The sequence below is a fragment of the Bradyrhizobium diazoefficiens USDA 110 genome, from assembly GCF_000011365.1.
Classification (GTDB): domain Bacteria; phylum Pseudomonadota; class Alphaproteobacteria; order Rhizobiales; family Xanthobacteraceae; genus Bradyrhizobium; species Bradyrhizobium diazoefficiens.
In genome coordinates this window covers 5,535,241-5,550,547 of sequence record NC_004463.1, presented here as the reverse complement: position 1 = coordinate 5,550,547, position 15,307 = coordinate 5,535,241, and the positions used below count along the sequence as shown (strand labels likewise).

General features: G+C 59.5%; 17 protein-coding genes and 2 pseudogenes. 12 read left to right on the top strand and 7 right to left on the bottom strand.

Annotation, left to right across the window (positions count from 1 at the left end):
* Window positions 1-13: 13 nt before the first annotated feature.
* Entirely contained in the window at window positions 14-184 is a 171-nt protein-coding gene (locus BJA_RS25210) for a hypothetical protein (RefSeq protein ID WP_164930928.1), read from the bottom strand.
* A 119-nt stretch (window positions 185-303) separates the two neighbouring features.
* On the bottom strand, window positions 304-741 hold the full coding sequence (locus BJA_RS25205) for a hypothetical protein (protein ID WP_063921477.1): 438 nt from the start codon (window positions 739-741) through the stop codon (window positions 304-306).
* A gap of 276 nt (window positions 742-1,017) precedes the next feature.
* Here BJA_RS25205 and BJA_RS25200 point away from each other — a divergent pair, with 276 nt between their 5' ends.
* The 7 genes and pseudogenes from BJA_RS25200 (at window position 1,018) to istB (ending at window position 7,368) form a co-directional block, all read left to right on the top strand.
* A complete protein-coding gene (locus BJA_RS25200; protein WP_011087765.1) occupies window positions 1,018-1,899 on the top strand; it encodes a hypothetical protein in 882 nt (293 codons plus the stop codon).
* A pseudogene (locus BJA_RS44050) lies at window positions 1,899-2,063 on the top strand (helix-turn-helix domain-containing protein); the annotation flags it as partial. The gene BJA_RS25200 and the pseudogene BJA_RS44050, both read left to right, overlap by 1 nt.
* A 29-nt stretch (window positions 2,064-2,092) precedes the next feature.
* Window positions 2,093-3,211, top strand: coding sequence for a tyrosine-type recombinase/integrase (locus BJA_RS25190; RefSeq protein ID WP_011087764.1), 1,119 nt, complete (start codon window positions 2,093-2,095; stop codon window positions 3,209-3,211).
* 679 nt (window positions 3,212-3,890) lie between these two features.
* Window positions 3,891-4,133, top strand: coding sequence for a hypothetical protein (locus BJA_RS25185; RefSeq protein WP_161534739.1), 243 nt, complete (start codon window positions 3,891-3,893; stop codon window positions 4,131-4,133).
* Window positions 4,134-4,328: 195 nt separating this feature from the next.
* Window positions 4,329-4,736 carry an EF-hand domain-containing protein gene (locus tag BJA_RS25180; protein ID WP_038966332.1) on the top strand — a complete coding sequence of 136 codons (408 nt, stop codon included), beginning with the start codon at window positions 4,329-4,331 and terminating at the stop codon, window positions 4,734-4,736.
* Between the two features lie 311 nt (window positions 4,737-5,047).
* Window positions 5,048-6,562, top strand: a complete 1,515-nt coding sequence (gene istA, locus BJA_RS25175; protein ID WP_038973741.1) for an IS21-like element ISBj11 family transposase — start codon at window positions 5,048-5,050, stop codon at window positions 6,560-6,562.
* Entirely contained in the window at window positions 6,559-7,368 is an 810-nt protein-coding gene (gene istB, locus BJA_RS25170; RefSeq protein WP_018270204.1) for an IS21-like element ISBj11 family helper ATPase IstB, read from the top strand. The genes istA and istB overlap by 4 nt, the downstream gene beginning before the upstream one ends.
* A gap of 292 nt (window positions 7,369-7,660) precedes the next feature.
* On the opposite strand, the pseudogene BJA_RS43200 reads toward istB, so the two are convergent.
* Window positions 7,661-7,747: pseudogene (locus BJA_RS43200) on the bottom strand (integrase); the annotation flags it as partial.
* A gap of 263 nt (window positions 7,748-8,010) precedes the next feature.
* Between BJA_RS43200 and BJA_RS25165 the strand changes: the two are divergent.
* From BJA_RS25165 to BJA_RS25155, 3 genes are all read left to right on the top strand, one after another.
* On the top strand, window positions 8,011-8,430 hold the full coding sequence (locus BJA_RS25165) for a CopG family transcriptional regulator (protein ID WP_028171645.1): 420 nt from the start codon (window positions 8,011-8,013) through the stop codon (window positions 8,428-8,430).
* A 3-nt stretch (window positions 8,431-8,433) separates the two neighbouring features.
* On the top strand, window positions 8,434-9,624 hold the full coding sequence (locus tag BJA_RS25160; protein ID WP_011087760.1) for an extracellular catalytic domain type 1 short-chain-length polyhydroxyalkanoate depolymerase: 1,191 nt from the start codon (window positions 8,434-8,436) through the stop codon (window positions 9,622-9,624).
* 223 nt (window positions 9,625-9,847) lie between these two features.
* The gene (locus BJA_RS25155) at window positions 9,848-10,360 is read left to right on the top strand and encodes a phasin family protein (RefSeq protein WP_162494112.1); all 513 of its coding nucleotides are present in this window, start codon (window positions 9,848-9,850) and stop codon (window positions 10,358-10,360) included.
* A gap of 362 nt (window positions 10,361-10,722) precedes the next feature.
* Here BJA_RS25155 and BJA_RS25150 read toward each other — a convergent pair whose 3' ends face one another.
* The 4 genes from BJA_RS25150 to BJA_RS43195 all read right to left on the bottom strand — a co-directional run bounded on the left by BJA_RS25150 (window position 10,723) and on the right by BJA_RS43195 (window position 12,678).
* Window positions 10,723-11,007 (bottom strand): addiction module antidote protein, encoded by a 285-nt coding sequence (locus BJA_RS25150; protein ID WP_038966330.1) that lies wholly within the window; start codon window positions 11,005-11,007, stop codon window positions 10,723-10,725.
* A gap of 63 nt (window positions 11,008-11,070) precedes the next feature.
* Complete coding sequence (locus BJA_RS25145; protein ID WP_063921475.1) at window positions 11,071-11,856, bottom strand: outer membrane protein; 786 nt, start codon at window positions 11,854-11,856, stop codon at window positions 11,071-11,073.
* A gap of 140 nt (window positions 11,857-11,996) precedes the next feature.
* Window positions 11,997-12,407, bottom strand: coding sequence for a hypothetical protein (locus tag BJA_RS25140; RefSeq protein ID WP_236842071.1), 411 nt, complete (start codon window positions 12,405-12,407; stop codon window positions 11,997-11,999).
* A complete protein-coding gene (locus tag BJA_RS43195; RefSeq protein WP_236842070.1) occupies window positions 12,394-12,678 on the bottom strand; it encodes a hypothetical protein in 285 nt (94 codons plus the stop codon). The genes BJA_RS25140 and BJA_RS43195 overlap by 14 nt, the downstream gene beginning before the upstream one ends.
* Here BJA_RS43195 and BJA_RS25135 point away from each other — a divergent pair.
* Both BJA_RS25135 and BJA_RS25130 read left to right on the top strand, forming a co-directional pair.
* A complete protein-coding gene (locus tag BJA_RS25135; protein ID WP_011087755.1) occupies window positions 12,618-13,364 on the top strand; it encodes a class I SAM-dependent methyltransferase in 747 nt (248 codons plus the stop codon). The genes BJA_RS43195 and BJA_RS25135 overlap by 61 nt on opposite strands.
* A gap of 178 nt (window positions 13,365-13,542) precedes the next feature.
* Complete coding sequence (locus BJA_RS25130; RefSeq protein ID WP_028171652.1) at window positions 13,543-14,199, top strand: phosphoribosylanthranilate isomerase; 657 nt, start codon at window positions 13,543-13,545, stop codon at window positions 14,197-14,199.
* Window positions 14,200-15,307: the final 1,108 nt, after the last annotated feature.

Here is a 15,307-nt window from a genome sequence, read left to right as displayed (position 1 = left end):
GGTCGCCTTTTTACTATCCGTCTTCATCCGGACAGGCGTCGCGAGCAGCTTCGATGGCCGCATCCGTCGCCGCTTGCCGCGTGTTGCCGTTCGCCCGGAATTTCATCGAGGTCGCGAGTTGCTTGCCGTCCTTCGTCTCCCAGATCCGGCCTTCGGCGACCCATCCACCCGGACTTTTGTCCACGGAGTAGGTCGCGCTATATCTCCTTGAGAACGTTATTGTAGCCATAATTTCTTCTTCCAATTTTGGCCTTCGGCCCGGTCTGATGCAGATTCCGCAGCTTTTCGGCTACGGCCGCAGCTTCAGAGGCGGCGGCGGAACGGCACGACCTCAGGCGTCTCGGTAGACGCTTCTTCGGCGGCGGGCATCACCATCTTGGCGAGATCGCCCAGCGTCAGGTCGGCGACTTTCACCTTGGACAGCGCCGACTTCTGCAGGTCGTCGGAGAGCGTCAAGCCGCACTGCTCCAAGATCTCCGGCGTCAGCTTGGAGCCGAACGCAGCCCGAAACATCTTGGCTACCTCAGCGTACGAAAAATCCATTTGAAGGCGGTAATCGCCGCCGAGGTGGAGCTTCTTGCCCCAGGCAATGCTGATTTCACCGTTTACGTCGAAGAGGGCGGGATTGTCGAAATGGACCGGCTTGTTTGCCTCTCGACGAACCTTCAGTTCGCCTAGGTTGATGTCGGCGATCGTCGTATTTCCCATATTGCGGCCCCAGCCGCGGGCTTTCAGTTCCATGGCACGAGTTCCTTTTATGCTGCGGTAGAGGTCCACTTGGTGCGCAAAAGGGCAATTTCAAGCCTTAAACACAACCGCTACCGAACTTTTCTTTCGTCCGGAACCCGCAAGCTGAGCAAAAGGGTTCAATTTCCGGCTCAAAGCCGGAATGGTCCCAATGCGCATCGATCATTCTGGGTTGGTTTAGTCATCGCAAATGATGGGAGTAAAAGGCGGCCAACTGTTGACGCGACAAATGACAACCTCTAATGTTGAGGCAACAGATCGGAGAGGCGCGTGGCAACTTTAAGCAGTTTAGTGGAAGCCATCGCCGCCGTTACGGGTTTGCCTGCCGCTACCGTGTTCGCATACGGTCGCTTTGCCAGACAAGCGGGCGTGATCGGTCAATCGGGGCGTGGACGAAGCGCCGCGGAAATGAATATCGAGGACGCGGCCAATTTGCTGATGGCAATCGGAGGAACTGGCGTCACCCGTGAAGCGGGTTTGGCCGTCGAAACGTTTCGGAATCTTAAGAGTGGTCGCTTCTACGATTTTCTGGGTGCAGAATTTCTCACTGCGGGCATAAGTTTTCTCGCAAGTTACGGCATTCGTCCGGACACTTTACCGGGAACGCGTGGAGTCCGAATTCCAGGAGATTTTGGTAAGTTCTTTGAGTTCTTGATCCGCTCCACCCTGACTGGCCAATTGGCAAATTTGTTTCGCCACATTCCCGCAGCCGAGATTCCAAACGATCTGTGGGCGCAGTGGATCAACGAGAAAAACAATCCTCATCGTCACAAGCGGATGGAGGATCTGATCAAGGAGGGCTTGATTGCGCCTCATCAACCCGAAACCCTGAAGTTTGGGGAGCATATCAACGTCGAAGTCCGGTTCAATCGACTGGTCCCATCCGTTGAAATCGAATTTCTGCGGGATTGGGACGGCCCCCAGGTTATGGGTGTCGTGACGTTTGGTCCCGATCGCGGCGGCAAGGCAAAAGGCGCGCATCGCCTCCAGCTCACGGCCGGATTTACCCAGCACACATTGGCTGCTGTTGCGCTGGTGGTCGATAACAAGGCTTCACCATCCGCTGTTGCGACTCTAAAACCTGTCGAAGCGCTTTTTGCGAGACAGTTCAGCGCTGCGAAGCCTAGCGACCACAATGCGACGAACGTCTGATGTCCCCACACCTGCGATCCCCGCAAAGTGCAGCAGAGCGTTTGGGCGTCTCCGTGAAGACGCTGAACGGGTATGTCCGCGACGGTGAACTTCGCTACATCAATGTGGGGCGCGGCAGCAAGAAACAGCGCCGCAAATTCACAGATGAGGATCTCGACGAGTTGATCGAGCGCAGAGCCCGGAGGGACGTGCCGTGTCAGTCTATAAGCACAAAGACAGCCCGTTCTACCATTTCGACTTCCAGCACAAAGGTGTTCGCTTTCACGGCTCTACGGGATGCACGAGCAGGCGCGAGGCCGAAGCCTTCGAGCGCGTCGAGCGCGACAGAGCCAAACAGTTCTTGAAGGTCGCATCATCTTCGGCCTCGACAAAGCTGGACGATGTAGCTGGCAGATATTGGAATGAGATCGGTCAGCACCACGCTGGGGCTGACACTACTTGGCGTGATATTGAGCGGCTGATCAATTATTTTGGTCCAACAAAACTGCTGACCGAAATCGGTGACGACGACGTCGCAAGGCTGGTTGCCTGGCGCCGGGGACACCGCGTCACTAGGCGGGGCAAAGGCAAAAAGAAGCCAGCCCCTTTGATCGCGCCCGCAACTGTCAATCGCAGCACTACTGAGGTCCTGAAGAAGCTGTTCACCCGCGCAAAGGCGTGGGGCATCCGGTTCGACCATGAACCGAGCTGGAAGCAGCATTGGTTGAAGGAACCGCAGGAGATCATTCGTGAGCTTCGCGGAGATGAGGCGGACAGATTGGAGCGTGCCACCCGAGACGACTACCAGCCCGTATTCGAACTGGCCAGCGCGTCGGGCCTTCGGCTGAATGAGTGTCTTTTGCGCTGGTCAGAGGTGAATTGGGACGCGCGCAAAATTGAGAAAGCCGGGAAGGGCGACAAGCGCGTTTCTGTGCCCATTACCGACGCAATCCGCCAGATCCTATGGCCTTTGCGCGGGCACCATCCGGAGGCGGTGTTCACCTACGTTGCCAGGCGAACGAAAAAGACCGCCGGTCTCGTAAAGGGGCAGCGATATCCCGTCACCTACAACGGGCTTAAGACTATTTGGAAGAGGACTAGGGCCGCTGCCGGCCTCTCTGGCTTTAGGTTCCACGACTTCCGACATGACTTCGCGACCAAGCTTCTGCGGGAAACCAAGAACCTGAAGCTGGTACAGCGGGCGCTCAACCACGCCGACATCAAAACCACCACCAAGTACGCTCACGTCGTTGACGACGAGGTCGCGGCTGGCATCGATGCAATGCAGAAGTCCCGAAAGAAGTCCCGAACTACCGCCCGAAAGGTCAGCTAAACCAATGAAGGAACTATAGAATGCTGCCATGTGACTATCGCACTGGGAGACTAGGGGTCGGAGGTTCAAATCCTCTCGCTCCGACCATTTTTTCCAACTCATCTGTCGGGTGGATTGAGGGGCGGCGTGGAGCCGGCTCCCGCCGGTGACGCATGTGCGATCGATGGCGGGTGGCCGCGTCGGGGGGCGGCAAACTAAAATGCCGAAAACAACCCCATGCACAGTAGCGAAGCTGTTGGCGAATCATGTTTTTCCGAATCGGTTTGACCCGTCGGGCAAAACAAGGGCATGATGTCATCGTGGCAGCCCGTCGGATGGAGGAGTATCTACGACAGCTGCTTCATGCGTTGCGTCGCAGGGGGCTGGGCGCGCGACTTCGGGAGCGGAGTTGTCTTCTCCCCGGCGCAGATCTTCGCCGCCGAGCGCGAGAACGTCGAACGACGAGCGGACTTTCAACCAAATTCTGCGGAAGCTATCGCGCGGCGGCTGTAACACAAATGAGATTGGCACGCGATCAAGCAGGATGATCTGTCGATGCGGTCTTCTCTTGCGCACTTGGAACGACATAGGACCGATTGGCGCATCTCAAACAGCGCCGCTGACCTATTGATCTGCATCATGGCGCTTTACGGCTTTAGTGGTCCGCTTCCTCTGCTGTCAGCTAAGCTGGGAGAAGATCATGACAATCAAATACGTTCTCGCAGTAGCGCTCGTCATGCCACTCCTGATGGTGTCCAGCATTGCGCAAACCGTGGATCGGCACACCTATCAGGGCGGCCCAAAAACAAACATTCCTCATGCCACACGTATGACAACCGCGAGCAGCGCATTCGCAATGGCACCTTCCGCAGTCGCACCAAAGCCCAAGCGTCAGCATTTTTATAGCGGCGGGCCACAAACGGTCGTGCCGCATTCCTATTGAGATAAAGATAAAATACTCGGCAGTGGTCGAGAGCGGCTTTCTTCTGGTTGCACCGCGTGGGATCGCCGTCACGTTATCTAGTCACATGGGCGTGAGAGTGTAAGCGACACAGTCCGGCCGAGTAGCAATTGACGGCGCGAAGCGCCTTCGATTTGGCTCTTTGGGGTGACCGCAGCTTTTCGGAGGAGGTTCGAAATGTATACGCGCGTTCTACAACTCACGATATCCGCTCTCATTCTATCGTATGGCACGTTCGGTGCCTTTGCACAGAGCCAAATGACACCGCAACCAGATCAGCAACAAATGCAATCGCAATCGCATCCCATGGGCCAGGAAGGCGTGGGTACGACGGGACACGGAAGCATGCCGGGCGGCGGCATGATGGGACATATGATGGGGCGCAGCATGATGGGTGGAGGCGCGATGGGACCACCTTTTATGATGCGTATGATGTTCGCTCTGATGGACGCCGACGGCGATGGGACCATCTCACTGCAGGAGTTTCAGGCAGCTCACGAACGAATTTTCAAGGCAATGGACAGCAATAAAGATGGCAAGCTTACGTTAGAGGAGATGCAAACGTTCATCCACGGAACCAGGTGATCGGCTGCCCGCGGATGGCGCGTCGTCCCGTGTGCCATCTGCTCCTACAATGGATCTTTCCTGCTGATGAAACGAAGCCTTAAGCCTTCAGGTCCGCGATCCGCATAATCGCGACTGCCGCGCGGCGAACAGGATGGAAGTGGAGCGTCGACCATGATGAGAGGGCTACGCCGGGCTCGTGACGCAGGGAGGGCGTAGCCCGACCGGAGTTACGAGCCCGGCGTCGGCGCGATCCACAGCGGACCGCGCCGACTGGTGATCGCGGCCGGCTGGTTATGCAAGTGGTTCTTCCGCCAAGAGGAATCACTCGCGTGCCAGGCCGACACATTACCGATCACCAAATGAGGCTCTACATGAAGTACCGTCAGACCGATAGCCCACCCGTGGCCGCCGCCAAGGCTTCGTTCAGCACCTCGACCGCTTACCGGATCGAGAAGGATCGACGCCTTCCGTCGCAGAAGAAGGCTCCCCGCGGCCGTCGCCGGCCAGATCCCTTGGCCCGCGTATTTGAGACAGAGATCGCGCCGATGCTGAAGGCCGCCCCCGGTGTGCGGCCGGTCACGATCTTCGAGGAGTTGCTCCGACGCCATCCCGAGCTCGGCGCCGGCATCCGTCGCACGCTGGAGCGCCGGATCCGGGCCTGGCGGGCGATCCACGGCGAGGAGCAGGAGGTCATCTTCCGCCAGACCCACGAACCCGGTCAGCGCGGCCTGTCCGACTTCACCGACATGGGCGAATTGGGTGTCACGATCGCGGGCGTACCGCTCGACCATCGTCTCTATCACTTCCGGCTGGCCTATTCCGGGTTTGAGCACGCCCATGTCGTGCTCGGCGGTGAGAGCTTCGTCGCTCTGGCCGAAGGCCTGCAGAATGCCTTGTGGTCACTCGGTGGGGCGCCACGGGAGCATCGCACCGACAGCCTGTCGGCCGCCTTTTGCAATCTCGACCGCGACGCCAAAGACGATCTGACGCGGCGATACGAAGACCTCTGTGCCCATTACGGCATGCGGCCTTCCCGCAACAATCGTGGCATCGCCCACGAGAACGGGGCGATCGAGAGTTCGCATGGTCATCTCAAGCGAGCGATCGGCGACGCGCTGTTGCTGCGTGGCACCGCCGACTTCGACGATCTAGCTGCCTATCGTGGCTTCATCGATGAGATCGCCAGCCGCCGCAATGCCCGCAACGCCAAGCGGATCGACAGTGAACGTAGCGCACTTCAGGATCTGCCGGACCGCCGCACGTCGGACTATGAAGAGGTGATCGTCCACGTGACGTCGTCCGGCGGCTTCACCTTGCGCAAGGTGTTCTACACGGTGCCGTCGCGCTTGATCGGCCATCGGCTGCGGGTGCGCCTGTATGACGATCACCTCGACGTGTTTGTCGGCGGCACGCATCTCCTCACCTTGCCGCGCGGGCGGCCGCATCCCAATGGCAAGCACGATCAGGTCGTCGATTATCGGCACGTGATCCATTCCTTGCGGCGCAAGCCGATGGCGCTCCTCAACCTGGTCTACCGCGACCAGCTGTTCCCCCGGGAAGCTTACCGCCGAGCCTTCGACGTCTTGCGCAAACGCTTACCGGACAAGAAGGCCTGCCGGATCATGGTCGATCTCCTCGCACTCGCCCATGAGCGCGGTTGCGAGGCCGAACTCGCCAATCAGCTCACGGCTGACCTGAACGACGGCCGGCTGCCCGACCTCAACCGGCTACGTACTCACTTCGCCCCGGATCCCGCCCAGGTGCCGAACGTCGTGGTACGCCTCGCACCGCTCGCCACCTATGAATGCCTCATCGGTACCGCCGAGATCGGAGGCGCCGCATGAGCACAACCAACGTAGTCGACACCGCGCGCCTCAATCTGTTGCTCAACGAGCTGCGGCTGCCCGCCATCAAGGCGCTGTGGCCGCAATTTGCCGAGCAATCCGATAAAGAAGGCTGGCCGGCGGCGCGCTTCCTCGCCACCATTGCCGAGCACGAGATCGCTGAGCGCGGCCGCCGCCGCATCGAGCGCCATCTCGTCGAGGCGCGGCTGCCTACCGGAAAGACCTTTGACAGCTTCGACTTCGAGGCCGTGCCGATGATCTCCAAGGCGCAAATGACCGCACTCGCCGCCGGCGACGGCTGGCTCGGCAAGGGCGCCAATCTGCTGCTGTTTGGTCCGCCCGGTGGAGGCAAGAGCCACTTGGCGGCAGCAATCGGCTTGGCCCTCATCGAGAACGGATGGCGCGTCCTGTTCACCCGCACCACCGATCTCGTGCAGAAGCTCCAGGTGGCTCGCCGCGAGCTCAACCTCGAGGGCGCCATCAACCGCCTCGATCGCTTCGATCTCGTCATCTTGGACGATCTTGCCTATGTCACCAAGGACCAGGCCGAGACCAGTGTGCTGTTCGAGCTCATCAGCGCACGCTACGAGCGACGCTCTTTGCTGATCACCGCCAATCAGCCCTTTGGAGAATGGAACAAGGTCTTTCCGGACCCAGCTATGACCCTCGCGGCGATCGATCGCCTTGTTCACCACGCCACCATCGTCGAGATGAACGTCGAGAGCTATCGCAGGCGGACTGCCCTCGAGCGAAAGCGTGGTCCAGGGCGGCCACCGGAGCACGCGACACAAAAAACGCTCGCTTGATTGACGCTCCGCGACAATCAAAGCAAACAAAACTCTTGCGCGCGACAATCATCGCGGCGATCATCATCGCGCCGCGACACTGACTCGCCATCCTGATCGCCGCGCTCTTCCGACCCAGATCGTCGCGCTATACGCGACCACGTTCGCGTCGTTGTACGCTTGTTCTTTTGTCTCCTTGTTTACGTCACCTGCCGCGTCCACGCAGACATTGCAGCCTCGTTAGGAATGGCCGCAGTTGGCCCGAAGCCGGCTGCAAATGAGGGGCAGAGCATGTCCGCTCTGCCCAGTTAGTTTAGACGTCGACCTGCTCTGCAATTGCGAGTGCATCGTCGACTTCAATTCCCAGGTACCGGACGGTGCTCTCGATTTTGGTTTGCCCCCGGCGTGGGAGCACGACGAGCCTGTTTCCGTTTGAAGCCTTTGAACGAGCTGGCCATTGGGCTTGCGATGATCGGAGAGGCGCGTTTCGCCAGGAATTTGTCTGGCCCTCCGCGATGCGGCGACCGCCCTCGACGTGAGACGGCCCGCCTGCGCGAGCGGCTCATGCAGGTCATTGGATGGCTCCATCCCTTGAAAGGCGCCCGGGAGCATCTAGATAACATCCATAAGCCATCCAAGGGGATGGTAGATGGATGTTTCGCTATGCCCGCTAATGTGCACGAGCTGCGACCCAAGGCCCCCGACACTGAGAAGATCACGATCAACCTTGGCTATGTCGACCTCGGTCACGTCGATCTTATGGTGCAGGAAGGATTTTATTCGAACCGGACCGATTTCATCCGGACAGCAATCCGGAACCAGCTCGAGCGACACGTAGAGGTCGTCAGACAGTCCACGGCCCGGAAGAAGTTGGACCTCGGGCTGCGCAACTACACTCGCGAGGATCTCGAAGCGGCGCGGCGCGCCGGCGAGATGCTGCAGATCAATGTTTTGGGCTTAGCCACCATCGCCCAGGACGTCACTCCCGAGTTGGCTCGCGCCACAATCGCGTCGGTCTCGGTGCTGGGGGCCCTTCACGCCACTCCCGCGGTCAAGGCCGCACTCGCCGACAGAACGAGGTGAACGATGCTGAATCAAGACATAGTCCGCGAAGCAACCCGCCTCACGCGTGCCGGCCAACTGGTCAAGGCCACCGCGCTGCTGCAGCGCATGCTCCAGGGCGGTCGCGCTCTAAGACCGGAGTCTCGCAGCGCCTCTCAGGCTCGGCTCCCGCGGCTCGATCCGCTTACCATCGACGCCACGGCCGACGTCGTCGAGGAGCGGAAAGCTCCGCAGATTGCGCCGGCCCGCTCTGCTCAGGGACGCAGACACTCCTTACCGCTCGACGGCATGCGGGATTTTTCCGGACTCGGCCTGCGCAGTCCGATCAAGCGCGCCCCTCTGTCCCCATCGGACATCGTGCCCGAGGGCACACGGTTTATCGCCGGTACCTTCAGTAACGCCGCGGGAAGCCGGACCTACAAGCTGTTCATCCCAAGCCGCTGTCAGGGACAACGGCTTCCCCTGATCGTCATGCTTCACGGCTGCACCCAGTCGCCGGACGATTTCGCGGCCGGTACCCGGATGAATTTCCTGGCGGAAGAGCAGAATTGCTTCGTGGTCTATCCTGAGCAGCCGAGCGGAGCCAACCAGGCGAAGTGCTGGAACTGGTTTCGCACGGGCGACCAGCGCCGCGGCGGGGGCGAGCCCTCGATGATCGCCGGCATTACCCGCCAGATCATGCGCGACCATGTGATCGATCCGAAGCGCGTATACGTCGCGGGTCTGTCGGCCGGCGGGGCCGCCGCCGCCATCATGGGCGCAACGTATAGCGACCTGTACGCGGCCGTCGGTATTCATTCAGGCCTCGCGTGTGGAGCCGCGAGCGATCTCCCCTCCGCGTTCGTGGCCATGCGGCAGGGAGGCGGCTCCAGGGCAATTGCGGACGGCATAACTTCTGTGCCGACCATCGTTTTCCATGGCGATCGTGACACTACGGTGCATCCAAAGAATGGCGATCAGATTATCGAGCAGTCCGCCGGGGCAACGAGACCGACGACGAAGGTACTTCGCGGACGCGTACCCCACGGCCATGCCTATACTCGCACCGTCCTGATTGACGGGGCCGGTCGGGCGATATCCGAACACTGGAACATCGACGGCGCCGGACACGCGTGGTCAGGCGGCAGCCCCGCCGGGTCCTACACTGATCCGCAAGGACCGGATGCGACGAGGGAAATGCTGCGCTTCTTCCTCGAGCATTCGCTCGGTGGATAGTCTGGCTTGTTCTCAGACTGACGCCGTTGAGCATGGGTCAGGAAGATCGCCAGTTAGACGTTTGTTGGTTGGAGTTGCTACCCAAAATCATCGTCGACCTCGTAGAACGTGCGATTGATGCGGGACTCCAACGATGCACGGGTTTGGAACGCTACGTCACAAAGCCTGTTGTCCTTTCAGAAATGACCGTTTTGGTCGCACCCCCATTTTCGTGGAGCGTCAGATGAGCAAACGCAAACCGGCGACAGCGCCAAAGCGCGCCCGCAATCCGAAAATGGCCGCGCGGGCCCAACGGAACAAGCAGGCCATTGTTAGAAGCCCGAAAGAGAATTTACTTCACTCTGCTGCGGCAGTCTCGGTCGAACCGCCTCCTGAGCTTCATGATGATCCTAAACACGAGGTTTCTATCATTGAGCCTCGGGTGGATACCTTACCAGGTGACCTCAGTCAGAGAATGACGGATAGCGATCCAACGAAAGGCTTTGCTTTAGCGACGGCAAACATACAGGCGTATCAAGCGAAGCTTCTTGAGATAGCCGGGGCCAACGCGCAATTTGCTTTTGAATTCGGCCTTAGACTTGCGACGATCAGGTCACCAACTGAATTTTTCGGCGTCATTACGGAATTTACAAGCAGACGGGTCGATATGTTCGCGCAGCATTCGAAAGAACTGGCGGCATATCCGTTCTGGCGCATCAAGCCGCCCCGAGAGCTCACGGCTCTGCCGGGACGATAACTGCAAGCCGTACCCGCTGCGGCAAAGCTTGTCGTTCTGATCCTCGGCGGCGACAAGGCGCTGCCCCAGGAACGCCGGCCTCTCCATCGTCGCGCAATGACCGCGCGCTGCGCATCATGTTCCCGATGATCTCGGAGGTCGCCGAATTCAACAGGAGGCCCGCCGGTTCACGCTGGCGGGCCTTGGTGACTAAACCCGGCAAGGTGTATCCTTCCAAAGGGGCGGGCGGAGCTTGATTCGTCATGCTGGAAGCCATTCTCCTATTGCTGGGAATTGGGGCCGCAGCTCTCCTGCTGATCGCGTTTTGGGGACTGCATCGCCACGTATAGGCACAAAAAAAGCTCAGAGGCGTATCTGGCGGATCAGAAGCTCGCATGCCCGCCGCGTTTGGGGGCTACCTTCAGCTGCAAGCCCATAGCCGTGAGTACCCCCAGGACGGTAGAAAAATTCGGAAGCTGTTCGTTGCCGAAAGCACGATAAATGCTCGTACGCTGCAGCTCGGCCTTTTTCGAGATTTCTGAAATGTTGAAATCTTTGAGGGCCTGTCCGATCGCCCTGGAGATTGTGTGAGGTTCGGCCGAGGCGAATGCTTGGTTCAGCTCATCGGCGAGCTGCGAAGGTGTGACTGGTCGGTAGGTCTTCGTCACTCGAGCCTCCCAACGCACAAGGCCGGCTCAAAGAGCCGGCCTTGTTCGTTTGCATAATGCTAATCAGTACCTCGCGACGAGAGGGCCGCCGAACCGATAGTTCAGGCGCACGAGACCCATATCGACATCTTGGCTGATGCGATTAGTCTGAAATAACAACCCGGTCCCAGGGACCGTGAGGTCTCTCGTCTGATGGCCGAGGAAGATGTGATCGTACTCAACACCGACCGACCAGTTCGGCGCAAAGCCAAACTCAAGGCCGGCGCCAACTGTGGCCCCCCAGCGCGTGTCGCGACCTGAGGCTAGCAATGTGCCAGCACCGGGAGTGCCGGGAGCAGCGTAGATGTCAAACTTATCGCCGACCACAGCCGCGCCACCCTTCACGTAGAGCAGAACGCTGTTCCAGGCGTAGCCCACCTGACCCGTGATGAGACCGAAGGAATCGATCCGTGACCGATTGCGGTCGCCCGTGACCAGAGCGCTACCCGGGAACAGGAGGCTGATGTTGTCGCCGGAGAAGTCGGCCCAGTTGCCCTGGCCTTCAAGACCGAACACCCAACTTGCTGACTGCCAGCGATAGCCGACCTGACCACCGATCGTGCCGCCAGTCGCGTTGTGACAGCCTTCACCGACGAGGGTGCCGGTAACTGGCGTGACAAAGTCCCAGCAGCTGTGCGCGGAGCCGCCGCCACCGTTGATACCAATGTAGAAGCCGCTCCAGTCGTAGATGGCGGCGACCATCGGCGCCGGGGCCTTGGTGTACGGCCGGGCGGCCAGATCCGCCGCACTGGCGGGAGCCGCCAGAGCGAGAGCCAATGTTCCGGCCGCAGCCGCAAGAACCTTCTTCATGCGAGTATCTCCCCAGAGTAACGAGTTCAATGAATTGGCGCGTTCGCCCACCTGCCTGACAAAGAGTAAGTCGATGGTTGATAATTGCTGTAGCCCGCGTGCCACACTCGTTGCCAAAGGTTGGCCGAAATTCTCAACGTTTACAGATGGTTGAGTGGAACTAAACGCACGTTAGCGTGCGTATGATGTCGAGAGTGCCAAGAGTATCCGGGCCCGTGGAATATGTGAGACCACATTGCCTTGCGCAGACTCGGCGGCAGCTGGCGCAAATCTTCGCCGCCGAGCGCGAGAACGTCGAATGCGTAGAGCTGCACCTCGTTGTCGTGCCAGCGCGAATGCTGCGCGTTGAAGTCGGACACGCCGTCGACGCCGTGCACCACAGCCCCGCCGTCGATGACGAATTGCTGCTCGCGGTTCTTCAACGCGGCTTGGACGATCCAGAAGAAGCGCGTGGTCCGGTCGTGGCCGTTGCGGGTGAATAGCCGGGCGGTCTTGCCGTTGCGCTCGACGCGCAAGCGGTAGGCGTCATCTTTGATTTCAGTCGGGGCCATCAGGCACCGCCTTGGCGGCGGTGGCCAGGCAGAACTCGAACGCGCGGTGCATGCGAACGGGATAGTCACGCGGCTGCGAATATGCGAATCTCGCTAGCGTTTCAGCATCGGAATTCGTCAGTGAGGAACCGATGACAATTGCATTGCCGTACCTTGGAATTGCGCTCTGCTGCTCGATCGCGCTCTGGTTGGTGAGCCAGGTGCTGTAGGGTGTGGAACATCGCGACAGCGGCAGCGACGCTACTTGTGGCGTTTGCTGCAACTCGCGCATATGCCGCTGACATAGGTTATCTGGCTCCCCCCGGAGTCGCTGCAAACGAGTTTCCCTCACCGCAGCGCCCTGTCGCACGGATTGTCAGCCCACGCCGCGCCTCCGAAGAGCACCGCGACGCTCTCAATGAGGCCGGCCAGATCGCACGTGTTCTTGAACTGAAACCTGGCATGACAGTCGGCGACATTGGTGCGGGCAGTGGCTACCACACGGTTAGACTCTCGTACCTCGTCGCACCCGCCGGCTCTGTCGTTGCACAGGACGTCACGCGGGATTACCTCATAGAACTCGCCAGGCGAACAAAACTCCTGAAGTTGACGAACGTGCAATTCGCGCTCGGCGAACCACACGACCCGCGTCTGCCCGCTTCCTCGCTGGATGCCGCAATCCTCGTGCACATGTATCACGAGATAGCCCAACCCTATGCCTTCCTCTACAATCTCGCGCCCGCCTTGAAGCAGGGTGCACGGGTCGGAATTGTCGACCTTGAGCTTCCGACGTCGAAGCATGGCACGCCAATTGAGCTCCTGCGCTGCGAATTGACCGCCGTCGGCTATCGCGAGGTCGCCACATATAAGCTCGAAGGGGACGGAGGGTACCTCGCAGTATTCTCTCCGCCGGAGGTCGCGGGTCGAAAATCTCCCCGCGACATCGTTGCTTGCAGGGATCCCGCCGGCACTCGCTGACACCACGCCCGCCGCCCGGCCTATTCTTTTCGCGCCAGGGAGCGCGTCGCCAGCAAGGACGATCGCGATCGGAAGCGGTTAGCCGAGCGCCCGACCGACGCGATTGACCCAAAACGGCCGTTGACCCAGGACCAGCCCATCCTGTCTACTCAACTGAGTGGTGGCAGCGTGTAAGACAATGCTGACGCAAATTTACGAAGTCGCGACACCTGCGGAAGCCGAGGCGATATCGGTAATCGGCGTGGATCATGTCGGCGTGCTCGTCGGCGATGGAGCCTTCCCCCGGGAGCTTCCGGTTCAGAAGGCGTTAGCGGTTATGAAGATGGTGCGGGCGCCGTCCGTAGTTTCCGCGCTGTTCCTTTCGGCGGATGTCGCTCTTATCGAACGGATGGCGAGAGAGCTTGATCCGCCCATTGTTCATCTTGGCGCATCCAGCGAATTGCTTACGCCTGATCTTGTCGTGGCGCTGCGAAAGTCCCTGCCGAAGACCAAATTCATGCGCAGCGTACCTGTCACGGGACCTGAGGCAGTAGGCGTGGCGCAAGCTTATGATGGGGTTGTCGATTGGATCCTGCTCGACAGTCATCGGACAGGTGATGTGCAAATCGGCGCGCAAGGGGTGACGCACGACTGGAGCATCAGTCGAACGATAGTGGAGAGTGTTCGCACCCCGGTCATACTTGCTGGTGGCCTCGGACCGGACAATGTCAAGGAAGCTATTCGGTCGGTGCGACCGGCCGGCGTTGATTCGAAAACAAGAACGGATCGAGAGGGCACTCACTCAAAAGACCTGAGGAAGGTAGAAGCCTTCTATCGCGCTGCGACGAGCGGTTAGATCGCACCTCTCTTCTTGGCCCATCGCGTCAGATCTGACCCGGAACAGCAATCGCAATGCGCCCAATGCGCCAACGCCCACCTTCCTAGCGGCAAACGCGCGCTCTGCGTCTGGCACGTTTTTAGCTTGTTTTGGTGCGGGGCTGGCGCGGCAGCTCCCCGCTCGACGGCCTAGACCACCAGACAGGGGCGGGGAGCTTGCCGAGGTTGCTTTCAATCTTCCCGCCAACCGAGGCGGCCTTACGGGGTTACCAGTTGTTGCTCCAAGCACCTGTCTGCGACGCTGTCTAATTCTCGAATTACGAAATACTCTTGAAACAATGAGTCGCCATAGTCACCGGTATTTTTGAGGAACTTTGCCACCACTCTGTTTCATTTCGATCGGTCTCTTTGCGAGGCGCAACCATGGATTTGAGAACAAATAGGATTGAAGTCGGCGCGCGTTTTAAGCTCAGCGAAATCGGAAAAATTCGTTGCCCAGACCTGGCTGACAAGGTTGGCGTCGTTGTCGCCCTAGGCCAACGTACAACCGGCATCACCGTTCTGTTCGATGGTGCCCAACGACCAACCGTTTTGCATAGGGATTACATCAGACCCAGCTCTGATGAGGATTAACGGATCGCTCCGTTCCGGCACTCGGGCCATCCTGATGAGGTACCCAAAAGGGGTCGTCAGAATAGCCGGCGCGTCTTGATTCGCTTCCTGGACAGTCGCAAACTGCCCGCAGGGGCTCGTTACGCAGTTCTTCTACTTTCCCTGCTTCAGTCAGTTTGCAATCTCCACCAGGTCACCTCAGACGGGGGGCGCGACTCATGGAAATATTCCGTGCTGAGAAGATTTGCGTTGTCGAGGACAACTCAACCAGAACGTGCCGCATCTGCGGCAAGAAAATGAAGCTTGTCCGAGCGGTGGTGGACTCTGAGAGCGGAGCCATTACTCGCATGTTCGAATGCGGCTGCGGCAAGCGCGTCTGGGACGACTGAGGCGCGCAACCGGTAGTGGCTGATGACGCATTGCCGCCGGCTGATGCGGTAGAGTGGTACAGGGCGGTCTTCGCGTCCTTTTTTAATTCCCCAAGCTTCGCGGAGCGAAAGGTTGGAGCGGAGTTC

Excerpts from the sequence above, each read along its gene's own strand:
- BJA_RS25145 (WP_063921475.1), bottom strand. The coding sequence starts at position 11,856 with ATGAAGAAGGTTCTTGCGGCTGCGGCCGGAACATTGGCTCTCGCTCTG.
- BJA_RS25165 (WP_028171645.1), top strand. The coding sequence starts at position 8,011 with ATGCCCGCTAATGTGCACGAGCTGCGACCCAAGGCCCCCGACACTGAG.
- BJA_RS25185 (WP_161534739.1), top strand. The coding sequence starts at position 3,891 with ATGACAATCAAATACGTTCTCGCAGTAGCGCTCGTCATGCCACTCCTG.
- BJA_RS25155 (WP_162494112.1), top strand. The coding sequence starts at position 9,848 with ATGAGCAAACGCAAACCGGCGACAGCGCCAAAGCGCGCCCGCAATCCG.
- istB (WP_018270204.1), top strand. The coding sequence starts at position 6,559 with ATGAGCACAACCAACGTAGTCGACACCGCGCGCCTCAATCTGTTGCTC.
- BJA_RS25180 (WP_038966332.1), top strand. The coding sequence starts at position 4,329 with ATGTATACGCGCGTTCTACAACTCACGATATCCGCTCTCATTCTATCG.
- BJA_RS25130 (WP_028171652.1), top strand. The coding sequence starts at position 13,543 with ATGCTGACGCAAATTTACGAAGTCGCGACACCTGCGGAAGCCGAGGCG.
- BJA_RS25160 (WP_011087760.1), top strand. The coding sequence starts at position 8,434 with ATGCTGAATCAAGACATAGTCCGCGAAGCAACCCGCCTCACGCGTGCC.
- BJA_RS25140 (WP_236842071.1), bottom strand. The coding sequence starts at position 12,407 with ATGGCCCCGACTGAAATCAAAGATGACGCCTACCGCTTGCGCGTCGAG.
- BJA_RS43195 (WP_236842070.1), bottom strand. The coding sequence starts at position 12,678 with ATGCGCGAGTTGCAGCAAACGCCACAAGTAGCGTCGCTGCCGCTGTCG.
- BJA_RS25205 (WP_063921477.1), bottom strand. The coding sequence starts at position 741 with ATGGAACTGAAAGCCCGCGGCTGGGGCCGCAATATGGGAAATACGACG.